The 19,996-nt window shown below is 66.1% G+C and carries 18 protein-coding genes; 7 read left to right on the forward strand and 11 right to left on the reverse strand.

What is annotated here, in order from left to right; all coding sequences use genetic code 11:
• Nucleotides 1-92: 92 nt before the first annotated feature.
• Together aroQ and JWN03_RS30950 are read right to left on the reverse strand one after the other, a co-directional pair.
• On the reverse strand, nucleotides 93-533 hold the full coding sequence (gene aroQ, locus JWN03_RS30945) for a type II 3-dehydroquinate dehydratase (protein ID WP_297622370.1): 441 nt from the start codon (nucleotides 531-533) through the stop codon (nucleotides 93-95).
• Between the two features lie 20 nt (nucleotides 534-553).
• Nucleotides 554-1,138 carry a hypothetical protein gene (locus JWN03_RS30950; protein ID WP_297622372.1) on the reverse strand — a complete coding sequence of 195 codons (585 nt, stop codon included), beginning with the start codon at nucleotides 1,136-1,138 and terminating at the stop codon, nucleotides 554-556.
• Between the two features lie 338 nt (nucleotides 1,139-1,476).
• On the opposite strand from JWN03_RS30950, the gene JWN03_RS30955 reads away from it, so the two are divergent.
• A complete protein-coding gene (locus tag JWN03_RS30955; protein WP_297622374.1) occupies nucleotides 1,477-3,153 on the forward strand; it encodes an NTF2-like N-terminal transpeptidase domain-containing protein in 1,677 nt (558 codons plus the stop codon).
• Nucleotides 3,154-3,187: 34 nt separating this feature from the next.
• Here the strand turns inward: JWN03_RS30955 and JWN03_RS30960 are convergent, their stop codons facing one another.
• The 4 genes from JWN03_RS30960 to JWN03_RS30975 all read right to left on the reverse strand — a co-directional run bounded on the left by JWN03_RS30960 (nucleotide 3,188) and on the right by JWN03_RS30975 (nucleotide 7,391).
• On the reverse strand, nucleotides 3,188-3,571 hold the full coding sequence (locus tag JWN03_RS30960) for a DUF3054 domain-containing protein (protein ID WP_297622376.1): 384 nt from the start codon (nucleotides 3,569-3,571) through the stop codon (nucleotides 3,188-3,190).
• A 77-nt stretch (nucleotides 3,572-3,648) separates the two neighbouring features.
• Nucleotides 3,649-4,785, reverse strand: a complete 1,137-nt coding sequence (locus JWN03_RS30965; protein ID WP_297622378.1) for a lysylphosphatidylglycerol synthase transmembrane domain-containing protein — start codon at nucleotides 4,783-4,785, stop codon at nucleotides 3,649-3,651.
• A 4-nt stretch (nucleotides 4,786-4,789) separates the two neighbouring features.
• On the reverse strand, nucleotides 4,790-6,307 hold the full coding sequence (locus tag JWN03_RS30970) for an adenylate/guanylate cyclase domain-containing protein (RefSeq protein ID WP_297622405.1): 1,518 nt from the start codon (nucleotides 6,305-6,307) through the stop codon (nucleotides 4,790-4,792).
• 247 nt (nucleotides 6,308-6,554) lie between these two features.
• The gene (locus JWN03_RS30975; protein ID WP_297622380.1) at nucleotides 6,555-7,391 is read right to left on the reverse strand and encodes an SAM-dependent methyltransferase; all 837 of its coding nucleotides are present in this window, start codon (nucleotides 7,389-7,391) and stop codon (nucleotides 6,555-6,557) included.
• Nucleotides 7,392-7,842: 451 nt separating this feature from the next.
• On the opposite strand from JWN03_RS30975, the gene JWN03_RS30980 reads away from it, so the two are divergent.
• The 5 genes from JWN03_RS30980 to JWN03_RS31000 all read left to right on the forward strand — a co-directional run bounded on the left by JWN03_RS30980 (nucleotide 7,843) and on the right by JWN03_RS31000 (nucleotide 12,693).
• A complete protein-coding gene (locus JWN03_RS30980; protein WP_297622407.1) occupies nucleotides 7,843-9,030 on the forward strand; it encodes an AI-2E family transporter in 1,188 nt (395 codons plus the stop codon).
• Nucleotides 9,014-10,195, forward strand: coding sequence for a MacS family sensor histidine kinase (macS, locus tag JWN03_RS30985; protein WP_297622382.1), 1,182 nt, complete (start codon nucleotides 9,014-9,016; stop codon nucleotides 10,193-10,195). Before JWN03_RS30980 ends, macS begins: the two co-directional genes overlap by 17 nt.
• Nucleotides 10,196-10,230: 35 nt before the next feature.
• Entirely contained in the window at nucleotides 10,231-10,902 is a 672-nt protein-coding gene (locus JWN03_RS30990) for a response regulator (protein ID WP_297622384.1), read from the forward strand.
• A 248-nt stretch (nucleotides 10,903-11,150) separates the two neighbouring features.
• Nucleotides 11,151-11,813 (forward strand): DUF1707 SHOCT-like domain-containing protein, encoded by a 663-nt coding sequence (locus JWN03_RS30995; RefSeq protein WP_297622409.1) that lies wholly within the window; start codon nucleotides 11,151-11,153, stop codon nucleotides 11,811-11,813.
• Nucleotides 11,814-11,871: 58 nt separating this feature from the next.
• Nucleotides 11,872-12,693, forward strand: a complete 822-nt coding sequence (locus JWN03_RS31000) for an alpha/beta fold hydrolase (protein ID WP_297622386.1) — start codon at nucleotides 11,872-11,874, stop codon at nucleotides 12,691-12,693.
• Here JWN03_RS31000 and JWN03_RS31005 read toward each other — a convergent pair.
• Together JWN03_RS31005 and JWN03_RS31010 are read right to left on the reverse strand one after the other, a co-directional pair.
• A complete protein-coding gene (locus tag JWN03_RS31005) occupies nucleotides 12,681-13,100 on the reverse strand; it encodes a PIN domain nuclease (RefSeq protein ID WP_297622388.1) in 420 nt (139 codons plus the stop codon). The two genes, JWN03_RS31000 and JWN03_RS31005, sit on opposite strands and share 13 nt — an antisense overlap.
• Nucleotides 13,090-13,281, reverse strand: a complete 192-nt coding sequence (locus JWN03_RS31010; protein ID WP_297622411.1) for a type II toxin-antitoxin system VapB family antitoxin — start codon at nucleotides 13,279-13,281, stop codon at nucleotides 13,090-13,092. Before JWN03_RS31010 ends, JWN03_RS31005 begins: the two co-directional genes overlap by 11 nt.
• A 714-nt stretch (nucleotides 13,282-13,995) precedes the next feature.
• Here JWN03_RS31010 and JWN03_RS31015 point away from each other — a divergent pair.
• The gene (locus JWN03_RS31015) at nucleotides 13,996-15,636 is read left to right on the forward strand and encodes a DUF2339 domain-containing protein (protein ID WP_297622390.1); all 1,641 of its coding nucleotides are present in this window, start codon (nucleotides 13,996-13,998) and stop codon (nucleotides 15,634-15,636) included.
• A gap of 76 nt (nucleotides 15,637-15,712) precedes the next feature.
• Here the strand turns inward: JWN03_RS31015 and JWN03_RS31020 are convergent, their stop codons facing one another.
• From JWN03_RS31020 to trmB, 3 genes are all read right to left on the reverse strand, one after another.
• Nucleotides 15,713-18,820, reverse strand: a complete 3,108-nt coding sequence (locus JWN03_RS31020) for an MMPL family transporter (protein WP_297622392.1) — start codon at nucleotides 18,818-18,820, stop codon at nucleotides 15,713-15,715.
• On the reverse strand, nucleotides 18,820-19,566 hold the full coding sequence (locus tag JWN03_RS31025) for an NYN domain-containing protein (RefSeq protein ID WP_297622394.1): 747 nt from the start codon (nucleotides 19,564-19,566) through the stop codon (nucleotides 18,820-18,822). The genes JWN03_RS31020 and JWN03_RS31025 overlap by 1 nt, the downstream gene beginning before the upstream one ends.
• Nucleotides 19,563-19,996: tRNA (guanine(46)-N(7))-methyltransferase TrmB (gene trmB, locus JWN03_RS31030; RefSeq protein WP_297622396.1), on the reverse strand; the 434-nt coding region annotated here is incomplete at its 5' end. The genes JWN03_RS31025 and trmB, both read right to left, overlap by 4 nt.

Here is a 19,996-nt window from a genome sequence, read left to right on the forward strand (position 1 = left end):
CATCTCGTGGTGCGGAAGCGATATTCAGCCGCCCGGAAAAGACAGGAAAAAGGCCCGGCTCGAGGCGAGCCGGGCCTGATCAGTGGGTGTTGTCAGCGAGTGGCGAGGAACTCGATCGCGGCCGCATACCCCTGGATGCCCATGCCCGCGACGACCGCGGTGGCGACGGGGGAGACGAAGGAGTGGTGCCGGAACTCTTCGCGCGCATGCACATTGCTGATGTGCACCTCCACGATCGGCACCTCCGGAATCACCAGCGCATCGCGCAGCGCCACCGAGGTATGCGTGAAGCCGCCCGGATTGATGACGATCCCGGACTCGACGCCGCGCGCCGCATGGATCCGGTCGATCAGCGCGCCTTCGTGATTGGACTGGAACGCCTCGACCTCGCGGCCGAATCGCGCCGCCGTCTTGCGGCACAGCTCAATCACATCGTCGAGGGTGTCGGACCCGTACACCTCGGGCTGCCTGGTGCCGAGCATGTTCAGGTTCGGCCCATTGAGCACGAGGATCGGACCCACGGTTTCCACCATGGGTCCGATCCTATGGCCTCCTACAGTCCGCGCGGGCCTTCGGAGCGCAGGTCGTCGACCTTGCGCATGGCGCCGCGCAGTTCGTCGAGCCACTCCTCGGCGTGCTTGCCCGCGAGTTTCACGGTCCAGGCGAGAGCGTCGGAGCGGGAGCGGGCGACACCGGCGTCGATGAGGGTGTCGAGGACTTTGCGTTCGGGCTGGCGGAGCCGGGTCATAACCGGAACTGCCAGGTGGGTGAACAGGATTCGGTCGTCACCGGCCGATACGCCCCAGGCGACATTGCGGCCGTAGCGGGCCTGGGCCTCCTGAGCGATCTGCATGCGGGCCGAGCGGGTGGATTCCCGGAAGCGGGAAACCAGGCCCTCGCGGGTGGCCTGCGGCACTTCGGCCGCATCCTCACCCTCGGTGGATTCGGGAGTGGGCAGGGGAAGTTCACCGACTACGACGATTTCGTCGCGGTCGATCTCCAGGGTCGGGGGTCCGGTGAACCAGTCAGCTGGCAATCGTCCAGCGAACCAATCGGAAGCGTCTGCGGCGTCGGGCAGGTCGGCTTGTTGCCAGCCTCCGGGGCGTCCGAACTCACGTCCACGGTGTCCGTGTCTCATGGCGGTCACTCTCACTTGCTGTCTCGAGTTGTAATACTGATTACAACGTTACGTTCATTCCGGGCGATTGGATTCCGCTCTCGGAGAACAGGGTTCGGGCGCCCCATCACGGCAGTTGCGCAAGCACGCCATGGGGTACGTACTAAACGGTTCGCGGAGGCGCGAATACGCCAGGTCCGTAACCGACCGGTGATCATGTAACTGGTCCTTGTGGGCCGAAATCGGCACTATGGTGGATCTCGATACATACACGCCTGGTGGAAAGGTGGCACCGCGAGTGATTTGAACGCGGTACCGTGGTCCTGTTGCTGATGTGGCAAGAGTGAAGAGTGGGCGATATGGATGTGTGGGGATCCCGCCGCTTCCGGATCCGTGGCGCGATCGTGCTCGCGGTGGTGCTGGCCCTCGCGATTGCGATGGGGTCGTGTGCTTTCCGGGGGCGAGCGACCGGTGCGGAGGCTGTTGTCGAGCGATTCTCCAGCTTGCTCGACAAACAGAACTATGAGGACGCAGCAGAGCTGACGTCCTACCCGAATGGTGCGTCCGCAACGCTGAAGCAAGTCTTCAGCGGGCTGAACCCGGGCAAACCCGACTACCAGGTGACCCAGTTCATCGGCCTCGACGGTAATACCGGTCTGTTCAGCATGAGCGCGGCGTGGAACTTCGGGGAAAACAAGACCTGGAAGTACGACCTGCAGGGCACCGTCCGCAAACTCAGTGTGGGCTGGCGCATCTCATGGGATCCGGCGCTGATCATCCCGCAGCTGGACAGCAAACGCACCGTGAAGCTGGTCCGCACGTACGCCACGCCGGCGCCGCACGTCAATGACATCGTCGGTGCGCCGCTCATGACGGAGCAGACCGTCAATGTCGTCAAACTCGACCCGACCAAAACCGGTGATCCGGTCGCCTCCAGCAATGCGCTGGCCGATGCCATCGCTCCGGTCGCACCGCTCATCACCGGACCGTCACTGCTGCAACAGCTGTCGGCCTCGCAGGGCAAACCCGTGGTCGCGGTGAATCTGCGCGACGGCGACTTCGCCATCCTCCAGCCCAAGATGGCGGCCATCCCCGGCGTGGTCATGGAACAGCAGCCCCGGCTCATCTCCGCCGACCGCCGTGTCTGGTCGCCGATGCTCGACTCGCTGAACAAGGTGTGGCAGAACAATAACGATCAGCGCTCAGGTTGGGGTGTGCAGCTGTTCGAACCGGACGGCACCTTCGTCACCCAGCTCGCCGGCGAACAGGGCCCGCCCGGACCGGATATCCCCGGCACCATGGACCAGCATCTGCAGCGCGCCGCAGAGGACGCGGTGGTGAGCGTAGGCACGCCCGCCTCCATCGTGGCCATCCAGCCCTCCAGTGGCGCGATTGTCGCCGCTGCCCAGAACAGCCAGGCCAGTGAGCACGGATCGGTCGCCTTCACCGGGCTGTACCCGGTCGGCGGCATGATCGAACTGTTCAAGAACATGGCCGCGATCACCAAGAAGAAAGCGCCGCAGGACGTCTCGGTCGGCGATGCGGCCGATGCCGCGAGCATGCTCGGCGTCGGCATCGACTTCAAGATCCCCGGCCTGGACGAGACCACGGGCCGCCTGCCCACCGGCAAGAACGCGGCCGAACAGGTCGGCCGCGGCAATGCCGCCGATTCACTGCTGGCCAGCCCCTGGGGTATGGCCATCGCGGCGGCTGCCATCGCCAATGGCCAGGTGCCCAAACCGATGATCACCATCGGAGTCCCGGCCACCACCGAAGCCGATCTGCCCGCTCTCCCCGGCGATGTCACCGACCGCCTGCGCACCATGCTGCGCGACGGTACGGCGGCCCCGGAATTGGCCAGCCTCAACCGCTATCAGGGCGTACAGGCGTTCGCCGCTCCGGCGGGCACCAATGGCTGGCTCATCGCCACCATGGGTGATCTCGCCTTCGCCATTCACATCGACGATGTGGACAGCGGGGATTCCGCCGCACGCATGGCGGCGCGACTGCTGCAGTCGCTCGCGGCCCCGGACTGACTTCGGCCGTCCGGGCCCGGCTGCGAGCTCCGAACTAGTTCCAGCGCAGCGCTTTCATGCCGGCCCGCCAGCCGAGCAGGAACAGCGCGAGCGCGGTCGCGGCGACCAGAACGAAGCTGAAGGCAATGCCCTGCCCGCTCACCACGCGCAGCAGCATGCCGCCGACCAGGGTGCTCAGCCAGACGATGACGCCGGTCGGCCACACCGGCCGGCCGTCGAAACGCTTTGCCGCGCTGGCTCCTTCGCGCCCGGCGGCGACCGCGATGGCGATCACCCAGCCCAGTAGCAGACCGGTGGCGAACGGCCATACCGTGCGGGCCATCCCGGCCAGCACCGGCTCGTCGTGATTGTGCCGACCGATTGCGCAGAACACGATCACCAATACGGCATCTGCGACGAACGGCGCCAGTTTCTTCACGGCCAAAGGTTATCGGGCGTCCTACATCACGCTGCGCAGGGACACTCATCACGCTGCGCGGGACCACTTTCCGGTGGTCAGGACTCCGGGGCGGGCGGGGAGTTCGGGCGGCGGCGGTCGGTGATGAGAGGCCCGCCGCGCTCTTCGAATTCCTTCTCGTACGCCGCGTCGTCGTCATGGGGTTTGCGGAAGAGGAAAAGGAAGACGATCCAGCCGATGATCGCCACCAGAATGAAGCTGATCAGGCGATAGAGGAAGGCGGCCGCCACGGCCTGGGCGGCGGGCAGCCCCGCGGCCGCGGTGAGCGAATAGATGAGCGTGGCGTCCACGTAGACGATGCCGCCGGGAGCGAAGGGGATGGTGCCCACGGCTTTTCCGGCCGCGAAGGCCAGCATGAGCCCGGCCAGCCGGGGGTCGGCGCCCACGGCGTAGCAGGCGAAGCCCAGACAGGCGACATCGGCGAGCCGGTGTATGAGCGCCCACAGCACCACCCACGCGCCGTCCTTGCGACCCAGATCCACCGACTCCAGCTGGCCCAGGATCTCACCGATCTTCTCGGTGCCCTCCTCCGCGGGCTTGTGCCGAATCCTGTTGATCAGGTGCAGGATTCGATGCAGGACCGATTCGAGGGTGCCCGGATGGCGGGAGACGTAATTGAACGCCCACACCAGCACCGCCACCGCACCCAGTGACAGGATCACCTTGCCGGGACCGATCCGGTCGCCGGCCAGTACCGCGCCGAATACGCCCAGCAGGGTCAGCCCGGCGGTGGCGACCACCCCGGACATCACCAGTTGCCACGACGCCAGGATCGGGCTCGCGCCCCAGCGTCGCATCTGTCTATAGGTGAAGGCGGTCGAGAACACCTGGCCGGCGGGCAGTGTCAATGCCATGCCGGTGGAGCCGTACACCACCGATACCGACTTCCGGTGGCTCACTTCCACGCCTCCGGCATGCAGCAGCTGTTTCTGGATGGCGCCGTACCCACTCATGGAAACCGCCTGCATCGCGATGCAGGCGGCGACCCATCCCCAATGGATTTCGGTGAGGTTCTTCCAGGATTCGTGCAGGCGGGGATATAGATAAAAGCCTTCGGAAATCAACAGAGTCAGCAGCGCGGCCCCGAGCACCCATTTGGCCCACCAGAACCTGCCGCGGCGCGAGTTCTCCGCGGGCGGCGCAGGTTCGCCGGCCAGCTCACCATGGGCCGTCACATGCTCACCCTAACGAACTGGCTACCGCCTCGTCTGCATCCGTCGGGTCGGTACTTTCTTTGGGCCAGGCCAGCCGGGTTTTCCGCCGGCGGCCCCGGAGTTGGACCTCTTCGCCCGTTTCCCAATGTCGCTGTTCGTTCTCGTCGGCGAAATAGAGCGCGCTGGAGGAGGTCAGGACGCGTCCCGGGCGATCCTTCGCGAGTTCGGTGAGACGGGACGCCTCGTTGACCGGGTCACCGATCACGGTGTACTCGAAACGATTTGCGCCACCGATATTTCCCGCGACCGCCAGGCCCGCCGAAACACCCATGCCGATATCCAATCCGGGCACGTCACGCAGGGCTTCGCGCAGCTCACGGGCGGCGGCGAGAGCCGCGGTCGGGGCATCTGGGCGGTCCAGCGGCGCACCGAAAATGGCCAGCGCGGCATCACCCATGAATTTATTGATCAGGCCGTGGTGGCGGTCGATCACATCCACCACGACGCGGAAGAACTCGTTGAGCAGACTGACCACTTCCGCCGGCGGCCGTTCCGCCGCAGTGGCGGTGGAACCGACCATATCGACGAACAGCACCGCAACAAATCGGGTTTCACCACCGAGTTCGGTGCCGTACTCCAGCGCCCGCCGCGCGACATCCTCGCCGACATGCTGACCGAACAATTCCTGCAGTTCTCGACGTTTCGCGGCCTCACCCATCATTCGGTTGAAGCCAACCTGCAGCAGACCGATTTCGGAACCGTCGAAAACTTCCACCTGCACATCCCGCGCGCCTTCCTGCACGCGATCGATGGCCTGGCTGAGCTGCCGAATCGGATCGGAAATACTGGCCGCGGTGAGCATGGAAAGGGCCAGCGCCTGCATGATCACCACACCGCACAGCAGCAGAATCGACACCGCCAGCGACTGCGCGGAAAACTGCACGCGCGAGGAGATCTGGGTGACGCACAGCAGCACGATGGCGATCACCGGGGCGAAGGTGCCCATGCCCCAGGTCATGGCCATGCGGGTGCCGACACCGGCGGTGAGGGTGTGATCGAACGCGCCGACGGTCAGCGCCTCGGCCGCGACCGGGCGCAGAATCCGTTCGCCCAGCATGTAGGTGAAGCCGAAAACGATGGTGGCGGCCATACATTCGGTGACGATGACCGCGGCCGCCAGCTCCGGGGCCCGCACAATGATCAGCGATGCCAGCACCGCCCCACCCACCAGCCACAACACCAGGTGCACGATGGACTGCCGCAGCGGTGCGTGCAGCGCGGCCATCTGCTCCTGGCGGCTCGGCGGACCACCGCGCACCTGCCAGCGCATCACCGGCCGCAACATGAGCGCCGAAGCGGTCAGACTCAGCAGCCCACCGACCAAGAACACCAGCGCAGGCCACACCAAACCGGTCTGCCGCGTCGCGCTGGACCCCCGCTCCGGCACGGGCAGCCCGTATTGGATGAACGCCCACACCAGGACAGCACCGAACGCGTTGGCCGCGAGCATCGATGCGAGGTACAGCGGCCAGCGTGTTCTCATGGTCTGTTTGACCGCTTCGAAGGGCGCTGTTGACACGATCACCAATCTAGCTTCCCCGCCGTTCAGGGGCTTCGATGCGTGTAGGTAGTTGTGGTCGAACCGGACTGCTACGCGATCGGGTATCCGGTGTCACCTACCCAGGCACAATCCCAGGCTGGCGGTCTGGTGTAGCTGCCCGGCTTCCATGAGGCTTCAGCGCTCGACCTGGAGCGAGGTGTTGAGGTGTAATCGGTGCGGCGCTCGTGCGCTACCGCTTGCGGCCGACGCCGCCGACTATGCAGTGGCGCACCGCGCTGAGCAGGCGTAGGCGCGGGCCGTCCTGCCACCAGTCGTCGCACAGCACCAATCCGGGTTCGATCATCTCCAGATCGCCGAACATGGCCTGGATTTCGTCGCGGGTGCGGAAGCGGCCGCTGCCCATCGGGCTGTGGACGAACTTGTCCTCCATCTTCGCTGCCAGTTCGCTGAGCTCGGGCTCCTGCGGATCCTGCGGGTCGAAGAAGTGCGAGATCGCCACGAACGATCCGGCCGGCAGTGCGTCGATGTAGGTCTGCATCAGCGCGGCCGAGTCCTCGCCGAGGTAGTGGTGCAGTGTCCCCACCTGCAGGAGGGCGATCGGCCGGGTGAAATCCAGGTGCTCGAGCACCGAGGCGTCTTTGAGTACTTCCAGCGGCTGAAAGATGTCGCAGGTGGAGATCGTGGCTTTGTTGTTCTCGGCCAGCAGCGCCCGGCCGTGCGCGAGGACCATCGGATCGTTGTCCACGTACACCACGCGAGCGTCGGGGTTGACGCGTTGCACCACTTGATGGGTGTTCTCGGCCGTCGGCAGCCCGGACCCGAGGTCGAGGAACTGATCGATTCCCGCGTTGCGAACAAGGAAGCGGCACACTCGGATCAGAAAGTCACGGTTGGCCCAGGCCAAGTCGGTGGCCTGCGGTGCGACGGTCTGCACCCGTGCGAGCACCTCACGGTCGACCTCGAAGTTGTCCTTCCCGTTGAGGAAGGCGTCGTAGACCCGCGCAATGCTGGCGCGGGTGGTGTCCACCCCGACCGGCGCCGAGCTCGGGTAGTCGGACTCGGTCATCGCAGACTCCTGAGTGTGGTGTGTCCAGATCGCCACAAGTATGCGACACGGACGCGGCGGATATCGCGCGAATGCGTTGATCACCAATAACTTTGGATAACCGGCGAGGACGCTCGGATCGTGTCCCACCTGGCGGAAGCCCGATCTCGGGCGTCAGGTTGTGGGCGGACAAATCGTGCCCCGCCGAGGATCCGAACCTGCGGCACCCGCATTACTTCCCGGCAGCCGGAGCGCCGCCGCTGTTGCGGGGGCCTGTGCGGCAAGCCGCCCGCTGAAGTTCCGGGGAGGCGGGAGAGTGCAGCGGAGGCAAATTGTTTGCCACACGGGTTAGGCTCGCGACGTGAGCGAGGCGGAGGCAGAGCCCGGTAGATCGCAGGCAGCGACCGGTGGTACCGGGAAGAGTGGGACCGGGAAGGGTGGTTCGGCGCGTCGCCGGGAACCTGCGGATGCGGTGCACCCGCTCGTTCGGGAGACCGCGGAGTGGTGCTGGCGGTTGCTCATTATTTTCGCGGCTGTGCTGGCGCTTGCCTATCTTGCACACCGGTTGTCGACTGTCGTGATTCCGCTGTCCATTGCGTTGCTCGGGGCGGCGCTGCTGTCGCCGCTGGTGGATTGGATGCAGCGGCTCGGGGTGCCGCGATCGCTCGGTGTGTTCGTGGCGCTGGCCGGATGTCTCGGGCTGCTCGCCGGGATCATGACGTTTGTCGTGGAACAGTTCGTCACGGGTCTGCCGCAGCTGTCCGACCAGTTCAAGACCAGCGTGCACGATGTCCAGGACTGGCTGATCAACGGTCCGCTGCACATGAGCAATGAGCAGATTCGCAATGCGGGCGACACCATCGTCAAGACCGTCGAATCGAATCAGAACGCGCTCACCAGTGGTGCGCTGACGACGGCCACCGTGATCGGCGAATTCTTCACCGGCGCCTTCCTGACACTGTTCATCCTCATCTTCTTCGTCTACGGCGGCGACCAGATCTGGCAGTTCATCACCAAGGTCATCCCGGCACGGAACCGGGAACGGGTGCGCACCGCGGGCCGGCTCGGGTTCGGCAGCCTCACCGGATTCGTCCGTGCCACCGTCATGGTGGCGGGTGTCGACGCCCTCGGCATCGGGTCCGGCCTGGCGATTTTGAATGTCCCGCTGGCGCTGCCGCTGGCGTCGCTGGTCTTCATCGGCGCGTTCATCCCGATTATCGGTTCGTTCCTGGCCGGTTCGGTCGCGGTGTTCATCGCGCTCATGACCAAGGGTTTTGTCACCGCGCTCATCGTCCTCGGCATCACCATCGCGGTCATGCAGCTGGAAGGGCATGTGCTGCAGCCTTTGCTGATGGGCCGCGCGGTGCGTATCCATCCGCTCGCGGTGGTGCTGGCGATCGCCGTCGGCATCGTGCTGGCCGGAATTGTCGGCGGTCTGCTCGCGGTGCCGTTCGTGGCGGTGCTCAATACCGCCATCCGATCGCTGCGGGCCGACTCGCCGGACGAGCTGTTTCATGAACTGCACCCGCACGATCCACACAAATCCATGTACGGCGCCGACCCGGACTCGCCCGATCCGGACCGGTGGGACTTGCCGGAACCAGAGGGCTCCTCCGACGGATCGAAGCCCGCCGCGAGTGCCGGTGATACCGCGGACTGAACCCGATCCCCGCGATGCCGCCACCGGCCCACTGTGGCGGGCGGCGCAGGCATTCCGGCTGGTCACCCTGCTGTACGCGGTGGGGCAGCAGATCGCGTCCGCACCGCACTACACCAATCAGCGGCTCAGCTGGGTGCTGATCGCGGTCATGGCCGTGTGGTCCGGGGTATCGGCGGTGCTGTTGTCGCAGTGGCGCGTTCACAATGTGCAGCGGGTGCGGATCGCGGTCGTGGTGGGCGATCACCTGATTGTCATCGCGCTGATCTTCGCGACCCGGCTGATCGCGAACTACGACTGGTATCACAACCATCAGGCACTGCCGACCACGCTGTGGGCGGCCAATGCCGTGATGTCCGCGGCAATTCTGTGGGGCCCGCTGGGCGGTATCAGCTCCGGACTGCTCATTGCCGCGGTCATGGTCACCGCCCGCGCCCAATGGGATCTGGACCTGTGGCGGGACGCCACCACGCCGGTACTGGTCTCGGTGGGACTGGCAATCGGGCTGGCCGCCAATACCGCTCGCCGCGCACAGCAGCAATTGCAACGCGCCGTACGGCTGACCGCGGCTGCGCAGGAGCGCGAACGGCTGGCGCGGGAAGTCCACGACGGCGTACTGCAGGTGCTCAGCTACATCAAACGCCGGGGCGGCGAAATCGGCGGGCCCACCGCCGAATTGGCGCAGCGCGCCGGTGAGCAGGAGGTCGCGCTGCGCGTCCTCATCTCCGAGCAGGGGGTCGGTGCGGATGCCGGTGGCGTCGAACAGGATCTGCGTCCCCTGCTGACCGCCCAGTCCACCCCGTCGGTGCTCATCTCGACACCCGGCGAACCGGTGCCCATCGGCCGTTTCGAAGCACGGGAGATCTCCGCCGCCGTCGCGTCCGCGCTGGCCAATGTGGCCCAGCATGCCGGACCGGGCGCGAAAGCGTATGTGCTGCTGGAGGATACCGGCGACGAACTCATCGTCAGCGTGCGTGATGACGGCCCGGGTATTCCGTCCGGCCGCCTCGCCGAAGCGGAAGGGCAAGGGCGCATGGGGGTTTCGCGATCCATAATCGGCCGTATCGCAGCTCTCGACGGCACCGCGCACCTACTCTTCGAAGCCGTGGACGAAGACGGCTCCGGGGCCGAGTGGGAATTCCGGGTGCCGCGGCGGCCGCGGCAATGATATTTCGGGTGTTCACACCAGAATCGGAGGCAACGATGCCCGAAGGTGATGCGGGAAGCCAGGTTTCGGTCATGGTGGTCGACGACCACCCCATCTGGCGCGAGGGTGTGGCCCGCGATCTGGCCGAGGCCGGATTCCACGTGGTGGCCACCGCCGATGGCGTCGGCACCGCCGCCCGCCGGGCCGCCGCGGTGCAACCCGCCGTCGTACTGATGGATATGCAGCTCCCCGACGGCAATGGCGCGGACGCCACCGCCGAAGTGCTGCGCGTTTCCCCCCGCACCCGGGTCCTGGTGCTGTCGGCCTCCGCCGAACGCGACGACGTGCTCGACGCCATCAAGGCCGGAGCCATCGGCTACCTGGTGAAGAGCGCCTCCGCCACCGAGCTCGTCGATGCCGTCCGGGCGACCGCCGCCGGTCAGGCCGTCTTCACGCCGGGCCTGGCGGGGCTGGTACTCGGCGAATACCGGCGCATCGCCAACACCCCGCCCGATCGTGACGAACCGCATCGCCCCGCTCTCAGCGACCGGGAAACCGAAGTGTTGCGCATGGTGGCGAAGGGCCTGTCCGCCAAGCAGATCGCCACCCGGCTCAACCTCAGCCACCGGACCGTGGAGAACCATGTCCAGTCCACCCTGCGCAAACTGCAGCTCGGCAATCGCGTAGAGCTCACCCGCTACGCCATAGAACAGGGCCTCGACGAATAGTGCATCGTCCCAACGCAACAACTGATCTCGTAAGGTCGGGGTAACTCCCCGGGTACCCCCAAAATCGAGTCGGCTCCCAACCGCACCACGCGTCCCCAACAGCCAACGGCTCCCAGGCCGTGCGCCAAAGTTCCGGGGAGGCGGGACAGGACAGATCAGGGATTGCCCTGATGCGCGCAGCCGCCCTCGGCTCGTAATCTCGAAGCATGGGAGGTCCTGAATCGATTTCCAGCGTTGAGGCCGCCGTTATCGGCGACCGTGACCTGCGGGTATCGGATATCGAACGCGAACACGTCGGACGGCTGCTGCAGCGCGCGGTCGGGCTCGGCATGCTGTCACTGGGGGAATTCACCGAGCGCATGGACACCGCGCTCGCGGCCAAGACCCGCGGTGAACTGAATACGGTGCTGGTCGACCTGCCGGGTATCCGGCTCGCTGGGCAGCCCGCGCCCAAAGCGCCGCAATTCGTCTACACACCCCGGCCGCAGTACGGGTTCGCCCGGCCGCAGTACGGGTCCCGGCCGGCGCATCCGGTCGGCGCCGGGAATGTGATTCGCTCGCGTATGTCGGGCGTCAAGCGCAATGGCAATTGGCAGGTGCCGCAGACGCTGCTGGTCAACAGCTTCATGTCCGGCGTGAGCCTGGACTTCACCCAGGCGGCGATGGCGACGCAGGTGGTGGAGATCCGGGTCGACGACTTCTTCAGTTCCCTCGAACTGATCGTGCCGGCCGAGGGCACCGTCGATATGAACGGTCTCGACCTGGTCGGATCCAGTGCCAACAACAAGGTGCGCACCGGCCCGCCGATGGGACCGCTGCACATTGTGGTGCATGGCAGCATCCGTTTCGGGTCCGTCACCGCCAAGCACCCCTTCGGTACGCACTGGAAGCGTTTCCTCAACGGGGCCTGATCCTACGGCGGCGAATCCGCCGCCGGGGCAAGTGGTTCCGGCAGGTATCGTCACGCCCATGGCGGAAGGCGGTACAGCAGACTCGGTTCCGGACCCACTACTACGGGCCGGTCGCGGTGCACCCCTGCTCCTGCTGCACGGCGTCCTGCTCACCTGGCAGTCCTGGCTTCCTGTCATCGACGATCTGCGCGCCGACCACGACATTCTCGCGCCCACCCTGCCCGGTCACTGGGGCGGCCCGCCGGCGCAGCGGCCCGCCACCATCGCCTCCCTCGCCGACTGGGCCGAAAGCCTGCTGGACGAGACTGGTTGGCGCACAGCGCATATCGCCGGCAATTCGCTCGGCGGCTGGATCGCCCTGGAACTGGCGGCCCGCGGCCGCGCCCGCAGCGTCACCAGCATCGCGCCTGCCGGCCTGTGGCGCGATCCCGCCGCCTCCGGCACCCTGGTCCGCAAATTCCGCGGCATGAGCCCGCTCATCGGCTTCGGCGCAGGTTCCCCGCCCGCCATGCCCAACATGATCCGCAGCCTCCTGCTGCCCCTGCTGGCGCACCGCCCCGGAACCGTCCCCGCCCACCTCGCCCGAGCCATGGCCGCCGCCCCCACCCACTGCGCCATTCTCGACGACCTGGCCGAAGACCCCGCTCTCCCAAAGGGTTTCACCGCCCTGTCCGCCCTCCAGGTCCCCACCTCGATCCTCCTGCCCGAATTCGACCGGGTCCTCCCACCCCACCTCTACCCACCCCTGACCCCCACCCCCACCATCGAAATCCACCCCCTCCCCGGCGTAGGCCACGTCCCCATGCTCGAGGCCCCCACCCGCATCACCACCGAAATCCGAGCCACCATCACCCGCAGTACAACCGCTCAATCCGCCTGACCAGCGGGAACCACCCATCGCACAGCTTGCCCAGTGACCTTCGCAATCATGTCGAAGTCTCCGTTGTAGTGCAGGACAGTGCACCGATGCCGCTCGGCCACCGCTGCCACGATCAGGTCCGGCAATGAAATGGCACAGTGATTCCCGGCACGGTTCAGCTGAATCTGTACTTCGTTCACCCGATCCCACACCTCGTCAGGCATCGGCAGCCAGTCGAAGCCGCGCAGCCGCTGCCGAGCACTCTCGAGTTCCGAAGAACGCCGCACGCTGTAGAGCACCTCGTACTCGACAGCGCCGCAGATCGCGAGCAGTCCGCGCGCAGACAACTCGTCGAGGATTGGTGCGACAGCTGGCTTTCCCCATCGTGCCAACGCTGACTTGTCGATCAGATACGAATCAGCGCTCATCAGAAACGGTGTCGTCCGCGAGCCCGCCGGCTTTCACCCACTCGGCGAATTCTTCACGCTGCCGACGGCGTACAACGTCGGCCAGCGCCGCGTTGACGGTGGCAACCTTCTTCGAGGTGCCGAGGATCTTTGCCGCCTGAGCCAGCAGATCATCATCGACATCGAGAACAGTCCGCGACATGGTCACCTCCAAACGATATCTTTTTCGAGGTTATCAGATATCAAAATGAACGACCGTCCTGAGAACAGGTAGGAACCAGGCTCGAAGCGGGTGTTTCTACTCATCCTGATGAAGCTGCCGGTCGCGAGCATTGCTGACATGAATACCGCCATCGATCCTCGTTTGATCGCACGGTTGTCGACTGAGTTCACGTCACTCAGCGAGCACATGGGCATCCTCGGCCGCGACCTCGAGGTCCTGCGCTGCCAGCTTGTCGCCAACCCCGGCGCCCCGCGCGCTCCTCACCTATCCACCCCGCCCGCCCCGGAACCACCGGTGGCGGGCGGTGCCATGCCCGACCCGCGCACCGCAGCGCAGCCGTCACGTCCGAGCGCGGGGGTGCCGGGCCAACCTGTGCGTCCTGTGGATGTCTTTGCGGCGCAGGGTGATTCGAGCGCGCTGCCGGGCAGCGTCCCATCCGGAACAGTGCCGACTCCAGGCGCAGGTTCGGCAGCCCAGAGTGCGGCGTTCGCCCAAGCTGCGCCGACCTCGGTCCCGCCGGGCGCCACTGCTTCGCCGCAGTGGATGCCGCCGACCGTGGCTGGTGTGCCGGTGCCGCCGCCTGCAGGTGCGATGCCTGCGTATGTGCCTTCGGTGCCGGGAGCACCTTTTGGGGCGCGGGGGTTTGGGGCTGCGGGGGCTGGATGGATGGGTGGGAGGCCGGGTTATTCGGCTATGCCGCCGATGGCGCAGCAGCGGCGGGTGGGGGCGGTGCGGGAGGCGACGGTGCCCTGGTGGCAGCGGGAAGGGGTGATCAGCCGGGTGTTGGCGGTGGCTGGGGTGGGGGTCACGTTGATCGGGGTGGTGATGCTGCTGGTGCTGGCGGCGCAGGCGGGGTTCTTCGGGCCGGTGCCGAGAGTTGCTGCGGGGGCGGTGTTCTCGGCGGTGTTGGTGGGTCTGGGGATGCGTGTGCATGGACGGGCAGGGGGACAGGTGGGGGCTATTGCGTTGGCGGCCACGGGTATTGCTGGGGGATACCTGGAGATTGTCGCGATGACGACCATGTACGGGTGGCTGCCGCCCGTGGTGGGTTATGTGGTTGCGCTGGGGATTGCGGCGGGTGGGGTGGGGCTTGCCATGCGGTGGCGGTCGCAGGCGCTCGCGGTGCTGGTGGTGCTGGGGGCGGCGCTGCTCTCGCCGGTGGTGACCACCGAGTTGGCACTGCTCGCCTTCCTTATCGTGTTGCAGATTGCCGCTCTACCAGTGCAATTGGTGCGTGACTGGCCGTATCTGCACGTCGTGCGGACTGTTCCGGCGGTGCTGGCCACCTTGATCGCAGTGGCTGCGGCCGAGCTGGGGGATGCCACGCGCGGGCATCGCTACGAGGTGCTCGCCGCTGCGATCGCGGTGGCAGCGGTGGGCCTGGCGGGTTCGGTGCTCGCGGTACGCCGCCGGGCCGGGGATATCACTGCGAGCCTGACATTCGCGGTGGCCACGGTGCCGCTGCTCGCGACGCCGACCATGTTCGAGCGCCGGACCGCGGTGCTGGTGGCCGCTGTTTTCGCGGCGGTATTGCTCGCGGTGGCCGCTCTGCCGTGGATATCGAAACTGGCTGGGCGGGTGCGGATTCCGGGTCATCTGGCGGCGGTCGCCGCAGTATCCGGCGCGTTCGCGCTGCTCGAGGTGTGCTTCGGCGCCACCCGGGTGGAGACCGTGCCGGTGGCGCTCTATCTCGTCGCACTCGGATTCCTGGCGGTGGGCGGACAGCAGCGTTCGCGGATGGCCGCGGGTATCGCCGGTGTCTTCGGGCTGATCGGCACCCTGGCCTTCCTGGCCGATGCGGGCCCGTCGACCCTGGCCGATCAGTGGAATGCCGAAGCGCACCTCGGGATTTCGACCGCACTGGCCGCCCTATCCGCGCTGGCTGTGCTCGCCGCCGGGTTCTGGTGCGCACGCCGGCTGGGTCTCGTCGATCGGGAAAGTGATGCGACAGCTGTCACGGTGGTCGGCGGTCTGATCGGCCTCTACATGGTGACCGCGCTGTCGGTGTCCCTCGGAATTGCTACCGGGCGCTCCGACGGTTTCCTCGCCGGCCACGGCATTGCCACGGTGGTGTGGATGGCCGCCGCCACAACGTCGCTCCTCTTCGGCTTGCGCCGGCTGTCCCGGACCCCGCAGCAGGCGAAGGTCGCCCTGGCCGCCGGTCTGCTGGTCACCGCCGCGGCCCTGGCCAAACTGTTCCTCTTCGACCTGGCGACCCTCGACGGCCTGCTCCGCGCGGCGGCCTTCCTGGTGGTCGGCGTCCTCTTGCTGCTGGTGGGCACCCGCTATGCCCGCTCCTTCGCGGAGGCGGGCGGCCAAGCGCAATCCAACTAGTCCGGACGAATGAAAACGCCCGGCCGAGTGGATAACTCGGCCGGGCGGCTCTTTGATCGATATCAGCTTGTCGGTATCAGTCGCGGTTCTGGCGCCGGAGCAGTTCGTTCACACTGACCGTGCGACCGTCACCGCCCCGATGCTTGCCCTCGTCGTCCTCCGCTGTCTCCTTGTCGGTGCGGCGGCGAGCCGAGCGCAGATCCGACATCCACTGCTCGATGCTGCTGCGCCCGCCGCCCTTCGGCGGTTCCTCGGCGGAGTGGTGGGTCGGATGCGGTTGTTCGGCTTCGGTTTCCGCGGCCTGCTCCGCTTCGGGAGTGTGCGGCTGGTACAGCTGCGCCCGGGTCGCCGGATGCGGTGGCAGTTTCGCCGACGGCGGCGGTGGCAGTACCCGCTCCGCGCCGACCACATGCGGGGTGGGCGCGGCCGGCGGCTCCGGATCCGGTTGCGGCGCAACCGGCTCGGCCTCCGGTACCGGATTCGACACCGCGGGGATAGCGCTGCGTACTGCCTCGCCGTTCTCGGCCGGTCGAGCCGGAGCCCGCACCGGGAGATCGGTCGGCAGCGCACCACCGAGATCGATACCCGAACGGCGTTCCGTCACACTGAAATCGGTGGTCGCGGGTTCCTCATCGGAGGACCCGGAATCGATACCTGCCGCAGTCTTGCCGGCAGCGCCGAGGTCGGCGCTGCCGGACGAACCGAGATTGGTCAGCGAAACATTCAGCCCCGCGCCCGCCGCGTTACCCAGCAGGGATTGCGGAGGGCTGGAAGGTTTTCCACTGCCCGACGGTGCGCCCGCGTCCTTCGCACCCGACGTGGTGTCAGGGCTCGGGGCATCCGGCGCCACGGTCTTGTTGATGCGCTGTGTCGGCGCTTCACTGTCGATCAGCCTGGCGGGCCGCGGTTTCCGCGGGAAGCGGCTGGTGGCGTCCTCGGACAGCGCCGGCATCTGCATGGTGACCGGATCGGTGATGGGCGTGGTCTTGACCAGGTCCACCAACTCACCGCCGCCGGGCCGCTCATCGTCGAGGATGGGTTCGCCCAGCCCGATCTTCTGCTGAATCCGCTTCATCCAGGCCGGAGCCCACCAGCAGTCGTCGCCGAGCAGCTTCATGATGGCGGGCACCAGCAGCATGCGCAGCAGGGTGGCGTCGATGAACAGCGCCGCGATCATGCCGTACGCGATGTACTGCATCATCACCACGTCGGAGAAGGCGAACGCGCCGGTCACGGTGAGCAGGATCAGGGCGGCGGCGGTGATGATGCGCCCGGTCTGCGCGGTACCGGCTCGCACCGCCTCGGTGGTGGACGCACCCATGGTGCGCGCCTCCACCATTCGGGACAGCAGGAAGACCTCGTAATCGGTGGAGAGGCCGTAGATCACCGCGATGATCAGCACCAGCACCGGCGACATAATCGGCTGTGGCGTGAAATTGAGCAGACCCGCGCCATGGCCGTCGACGAAGATCCAGGTCAGGATCCCGAGCGTAGAACCAAGACCCAGCGCGCTCATGAGGGCGGCCTTGATCGGCAGCACCAGCGAGCCGAAGGTCAGGAACATCAGGACGGTGGTGATCAGCACGACCAGAATGATCATCAGCGGCATGCGGCCGAGCAGTGCGTCGATCGAATCCTTCTGGATGGCAGGCTGTCCGCTGACCATCACATCGGCATCGCCGGGCACATCCATCGACCGCAGATAGTCGATGGTCGGCCCGGCGTCGTTGACGCTCTCCAACTGCGCGTCCGTGGTCCACACATCGGAACCATTGGGCGGCGTCGCCGGAATTGAGAACGTGCTCTTCTTCACCAGACCGGGAGCCTTGTTGGCCTGGGTCAGGATATTGCCGATGTCCTTCGGATTACTGGTGACGATGATGAGCTGCACCGGGGCGGACTTGCGCAGCGGGAAGTACTCGTCGAAGTGTTGCTGCGCCAGGCGGGTCGGATTGTCCGGCGGCAGATAGGTTTCGCTGATACCGCCGAAGGCCAGGTTCTTCACCGGAATGATGAGCAGCAGCAGGCCGACACAGATCGGAATGGCGACCTTCAGCGGATGCTTCATCACCCAGGCGGTGAGCACGCCCCAGAAACCGGCCTCGATCTCCTCGTTGCTCTTGGTCTTGTTGAACCACTTGAGCCCGAACGCATCCACCCGCGGACCCAGAATGGCGAGCAGCGCCGGCAGGATGGTGATCGAGGACAGCGCCGCCAGCGCGACCGTCGCAATGGTCGCGTAGGCAATCGATTTCAGGAAGCCCTGCGGGAACAGCAGCATGCCGCCGAGGCTCGCCACGATCATGGTCGCGGAGAACATGACGGTGCGGCCGGCGGTCATCACCGTGCGGCGGACGGCCGCCTTGGTGTCGTAGCCCTCGGCTAACTCTTCTCGGAATCGGCTGACTATGAACAACCCGTAGTCGATGGCCAGACCGAGGCCGATCATCGACACCACACCGCTGACAAAGGAATTGACGTCGGTGACCTTCGTCAGACCCATGATGATGCCGTTGGCGCCCAGCACCGTGAGACCACCGACGATCAGCGGCAGCGCGGCGGCGACCACACCACCGAAGATGAAGAACAGCAGCACCGCCACCGCCGGAATGGCGATGATCTCCATGCGCTTCTGGTCGGCCTGCATGGTGTCGTTCAGCGTGCCCGCGACCGGCTGTAGCCCGGCGACCTCCACCTTGACGCCCGGAATATTGAAGGCGTCCTTCACCTTCCGATAGTTCCGCAGCATGTCGGTGTCGTTATCGCCCTTGATGGCGATCGCCGCGAAGGCGTGCTTCTTGTCAGCGGTCCCGGCCTGCGACGGAATCCACTGGCCTTTATCGGTTTTCCAGTAGGCGCCGTTGATCTTGTCGATCTCGGGGTACTGCAGGGGCAGATTGTTCAGGCTCTTGACGACCTCCGCGCTGAAGGCCGGATCGTCGATCGTCTTCCCGTCGGGAGCGGTGTACAGCACGAGCACATCCGCGCTGTGATCACGTCCGTAGACGGAATCCTTCAGCACCGCAGCCTGTGACGACGAGGAGGTCGGATCGTCCCATCCGCTGGAGCTGAGATGGTCTTCCAACCCGAACCCGAAAGCACCGAGCGAGAGCAGCGCAGCCACCACTATTCCGAGAACGGAATAGCGCAGCCGATAGACCAGGTCGCCCCAGCGGGTGAACACTAAGCGACTCCTTGAGCGGGGCGGGAGGTGAGCAATGCTGTCAGCGGCCGGAACGGCTGCAGCCATGCACCCTCATCGGGCAGCGAATCGAGGCTGACCCTGGGCAGTGGTTCACGGAACACGCCCGGGATGTCCTCGAGATCGATGAACTCGAGAATATCCGACGTGACCGCCCAGCTCGCGTGCTCGCGAAATCCCAGCACTTGAACGGGCACGCCGCTGGCGGCGATTTCTTCGAGCGGCGCACGAAATGCCTGGCCGTCGGCGGAGGCGACCATGATTCCGGCCAATCCCGCACCGCGACGGCGTAGGTCGATATGGCCGAGCATATCGCTGTCTACGTCGGAGTCTTCATCAATTTTGGGCTTTGCGAAGACGGCGTAGCCGACATTGCGCAATGCCTCCACCCACGGCCGCACCACATCTGCGGTGCCCGGGGCGATATTGGTGAAAACGGTCGCTTCGGGTTCGACGCGCTGGCGGCTGCCCACGGATAGTTCCGCGGTGCGGGCCAGCAGCCAGCGGCCGAGGGCGTCGAAACGTGGTCGGTAGGCGGCGGTCGGGCGGCCGCCGAGAATTGCGCCGAGACCCATATCCAGGTTGGGCGCATCCCAGACGAGCAGCACGCGCCGCACATCGGTGCTGGTGCCACCCACGCCCACGGCGCCCGTTAGTTCGGTCGATGCAGTGCCGTGCATTATTTCGGCAACATCCGCGACCTCCGGGGCCATCTCACTGACGCTCATGAATCGATCTTCCCCCAGATGAACTCCGTGATGGCGCTACCCGCGCGGAGTCCTTTTCCTTCGAACTTGGTAATCGGACGTTCAAAACCGATCGGTGCGGTTTCAAGGTACCTTGCGGAATCCCCACCCGTTGCCTCATTCATGCCAATGAGCTGGGATTCTCCCTTTCCCACCTCGGCAATCCATTCGGCATAATCCGCGTGGTCGGTGGCGACATGCAACACGCCGCCGGGCCGCAGGCGACTCGCGATAAGTGTGAAGGTCGCGGACTGCAGCAGCCGGCGCTTGTGGTGGCGAGCCTTCGGCCACGGGTCGGGGAAGAACACCCGCACGCCGGTCAGCGATCCCGGTGCCAGCATGTGTTCGAGGACGTCGATGCCATCGCCGCGGATCAGGCGGACGTTGGTCAGGCCCGCCCGGTCGACGCCGC

It is taken from the genome of Nocardia sp., assembly GCF_025465275.1.
Classification (GTDB): domain Bacteria; phylum Actinomycetota; class Actinomycetes; order Mycobacteriales; family Mycobacteriaceae; genus Nocardia.

Coding starts and splice junctions, on each gene's coding strand:
- aroQ (WP_297622370.1), bottom strand. CDS start 533: ATGGTGGAAACCGTGGGTCCGATCCTCGTGCTCAATGGGCCGAACCTG.
- JWN03_RS30950 (WP_297622372.1), bottom strand. CDS start 1,138: ATGAGACACGGACACCGTGGACGTGAGTTCGGACGCCCCGGAGGCTGG.
- JWN03_RS30955 (WP_297622374.1), top strand. CDS start 1,477: ATGGATGTGTGGGGATCCCGCCGCTTCCGGATCCGTGGCGCGATCGTG.
- JWN03_RS30970 (WP_297622405.1), bottom strand. CDS start 6,307: ATGAGAACACGCTGGCCGCTGTACCTCGCATCGATGCTCGCGGCCAAC.
- JWN03_RS30975 (WP_297622380.1), bottom strand. CDS start 7,391: ATGACCGAGTCCGACTACCCGAGCTCGGCGCCGGTCGGGGTGGACACC.
- JWN03_RS30990 (WP_297622384.1), top strand. CDS start 10,231: ATGCCCGAAGGTGATGCGGGAAGCCAGGTTTCGGTCATGGTGGTCGAC.
- JWN03_RS31000 (WP_297622386.1), top strand. CDS start 11,872: ATGGCGGAAGGCGGTACAGCAGACTCGGTTCCGGACCCACTACTACGG.
- JWN03_RS31005 (WP_297622388.1), bottom strand. CDS start 13,100: ATGAGCGCTGATTCGTATCTGATCGACAAGTCAGCGTTGGCACGATGG.
- JWN03_RS31010 (WP_297622411.1), bottom strand. CDS start 13,281: ATGTCGCGGACTGTTCTCGATGTCGATGATGATCTGCTGGCTCAGGCG.
- JWN03_RS31015 (WP_297622390.1), top strand. CDS start 13,996: ATGCCGCCGATGGCGCAGCAGCGGCGGGTGGGGGCGGTGCGGGAGGCG.
- JWN03_RS31025 (WP_297622394.1), bottom strand. CDS start 19,566: ATGAGCGTCAGTGAGATGGCCCCGGAGGTCGCGGATGTTGCCGAAATA.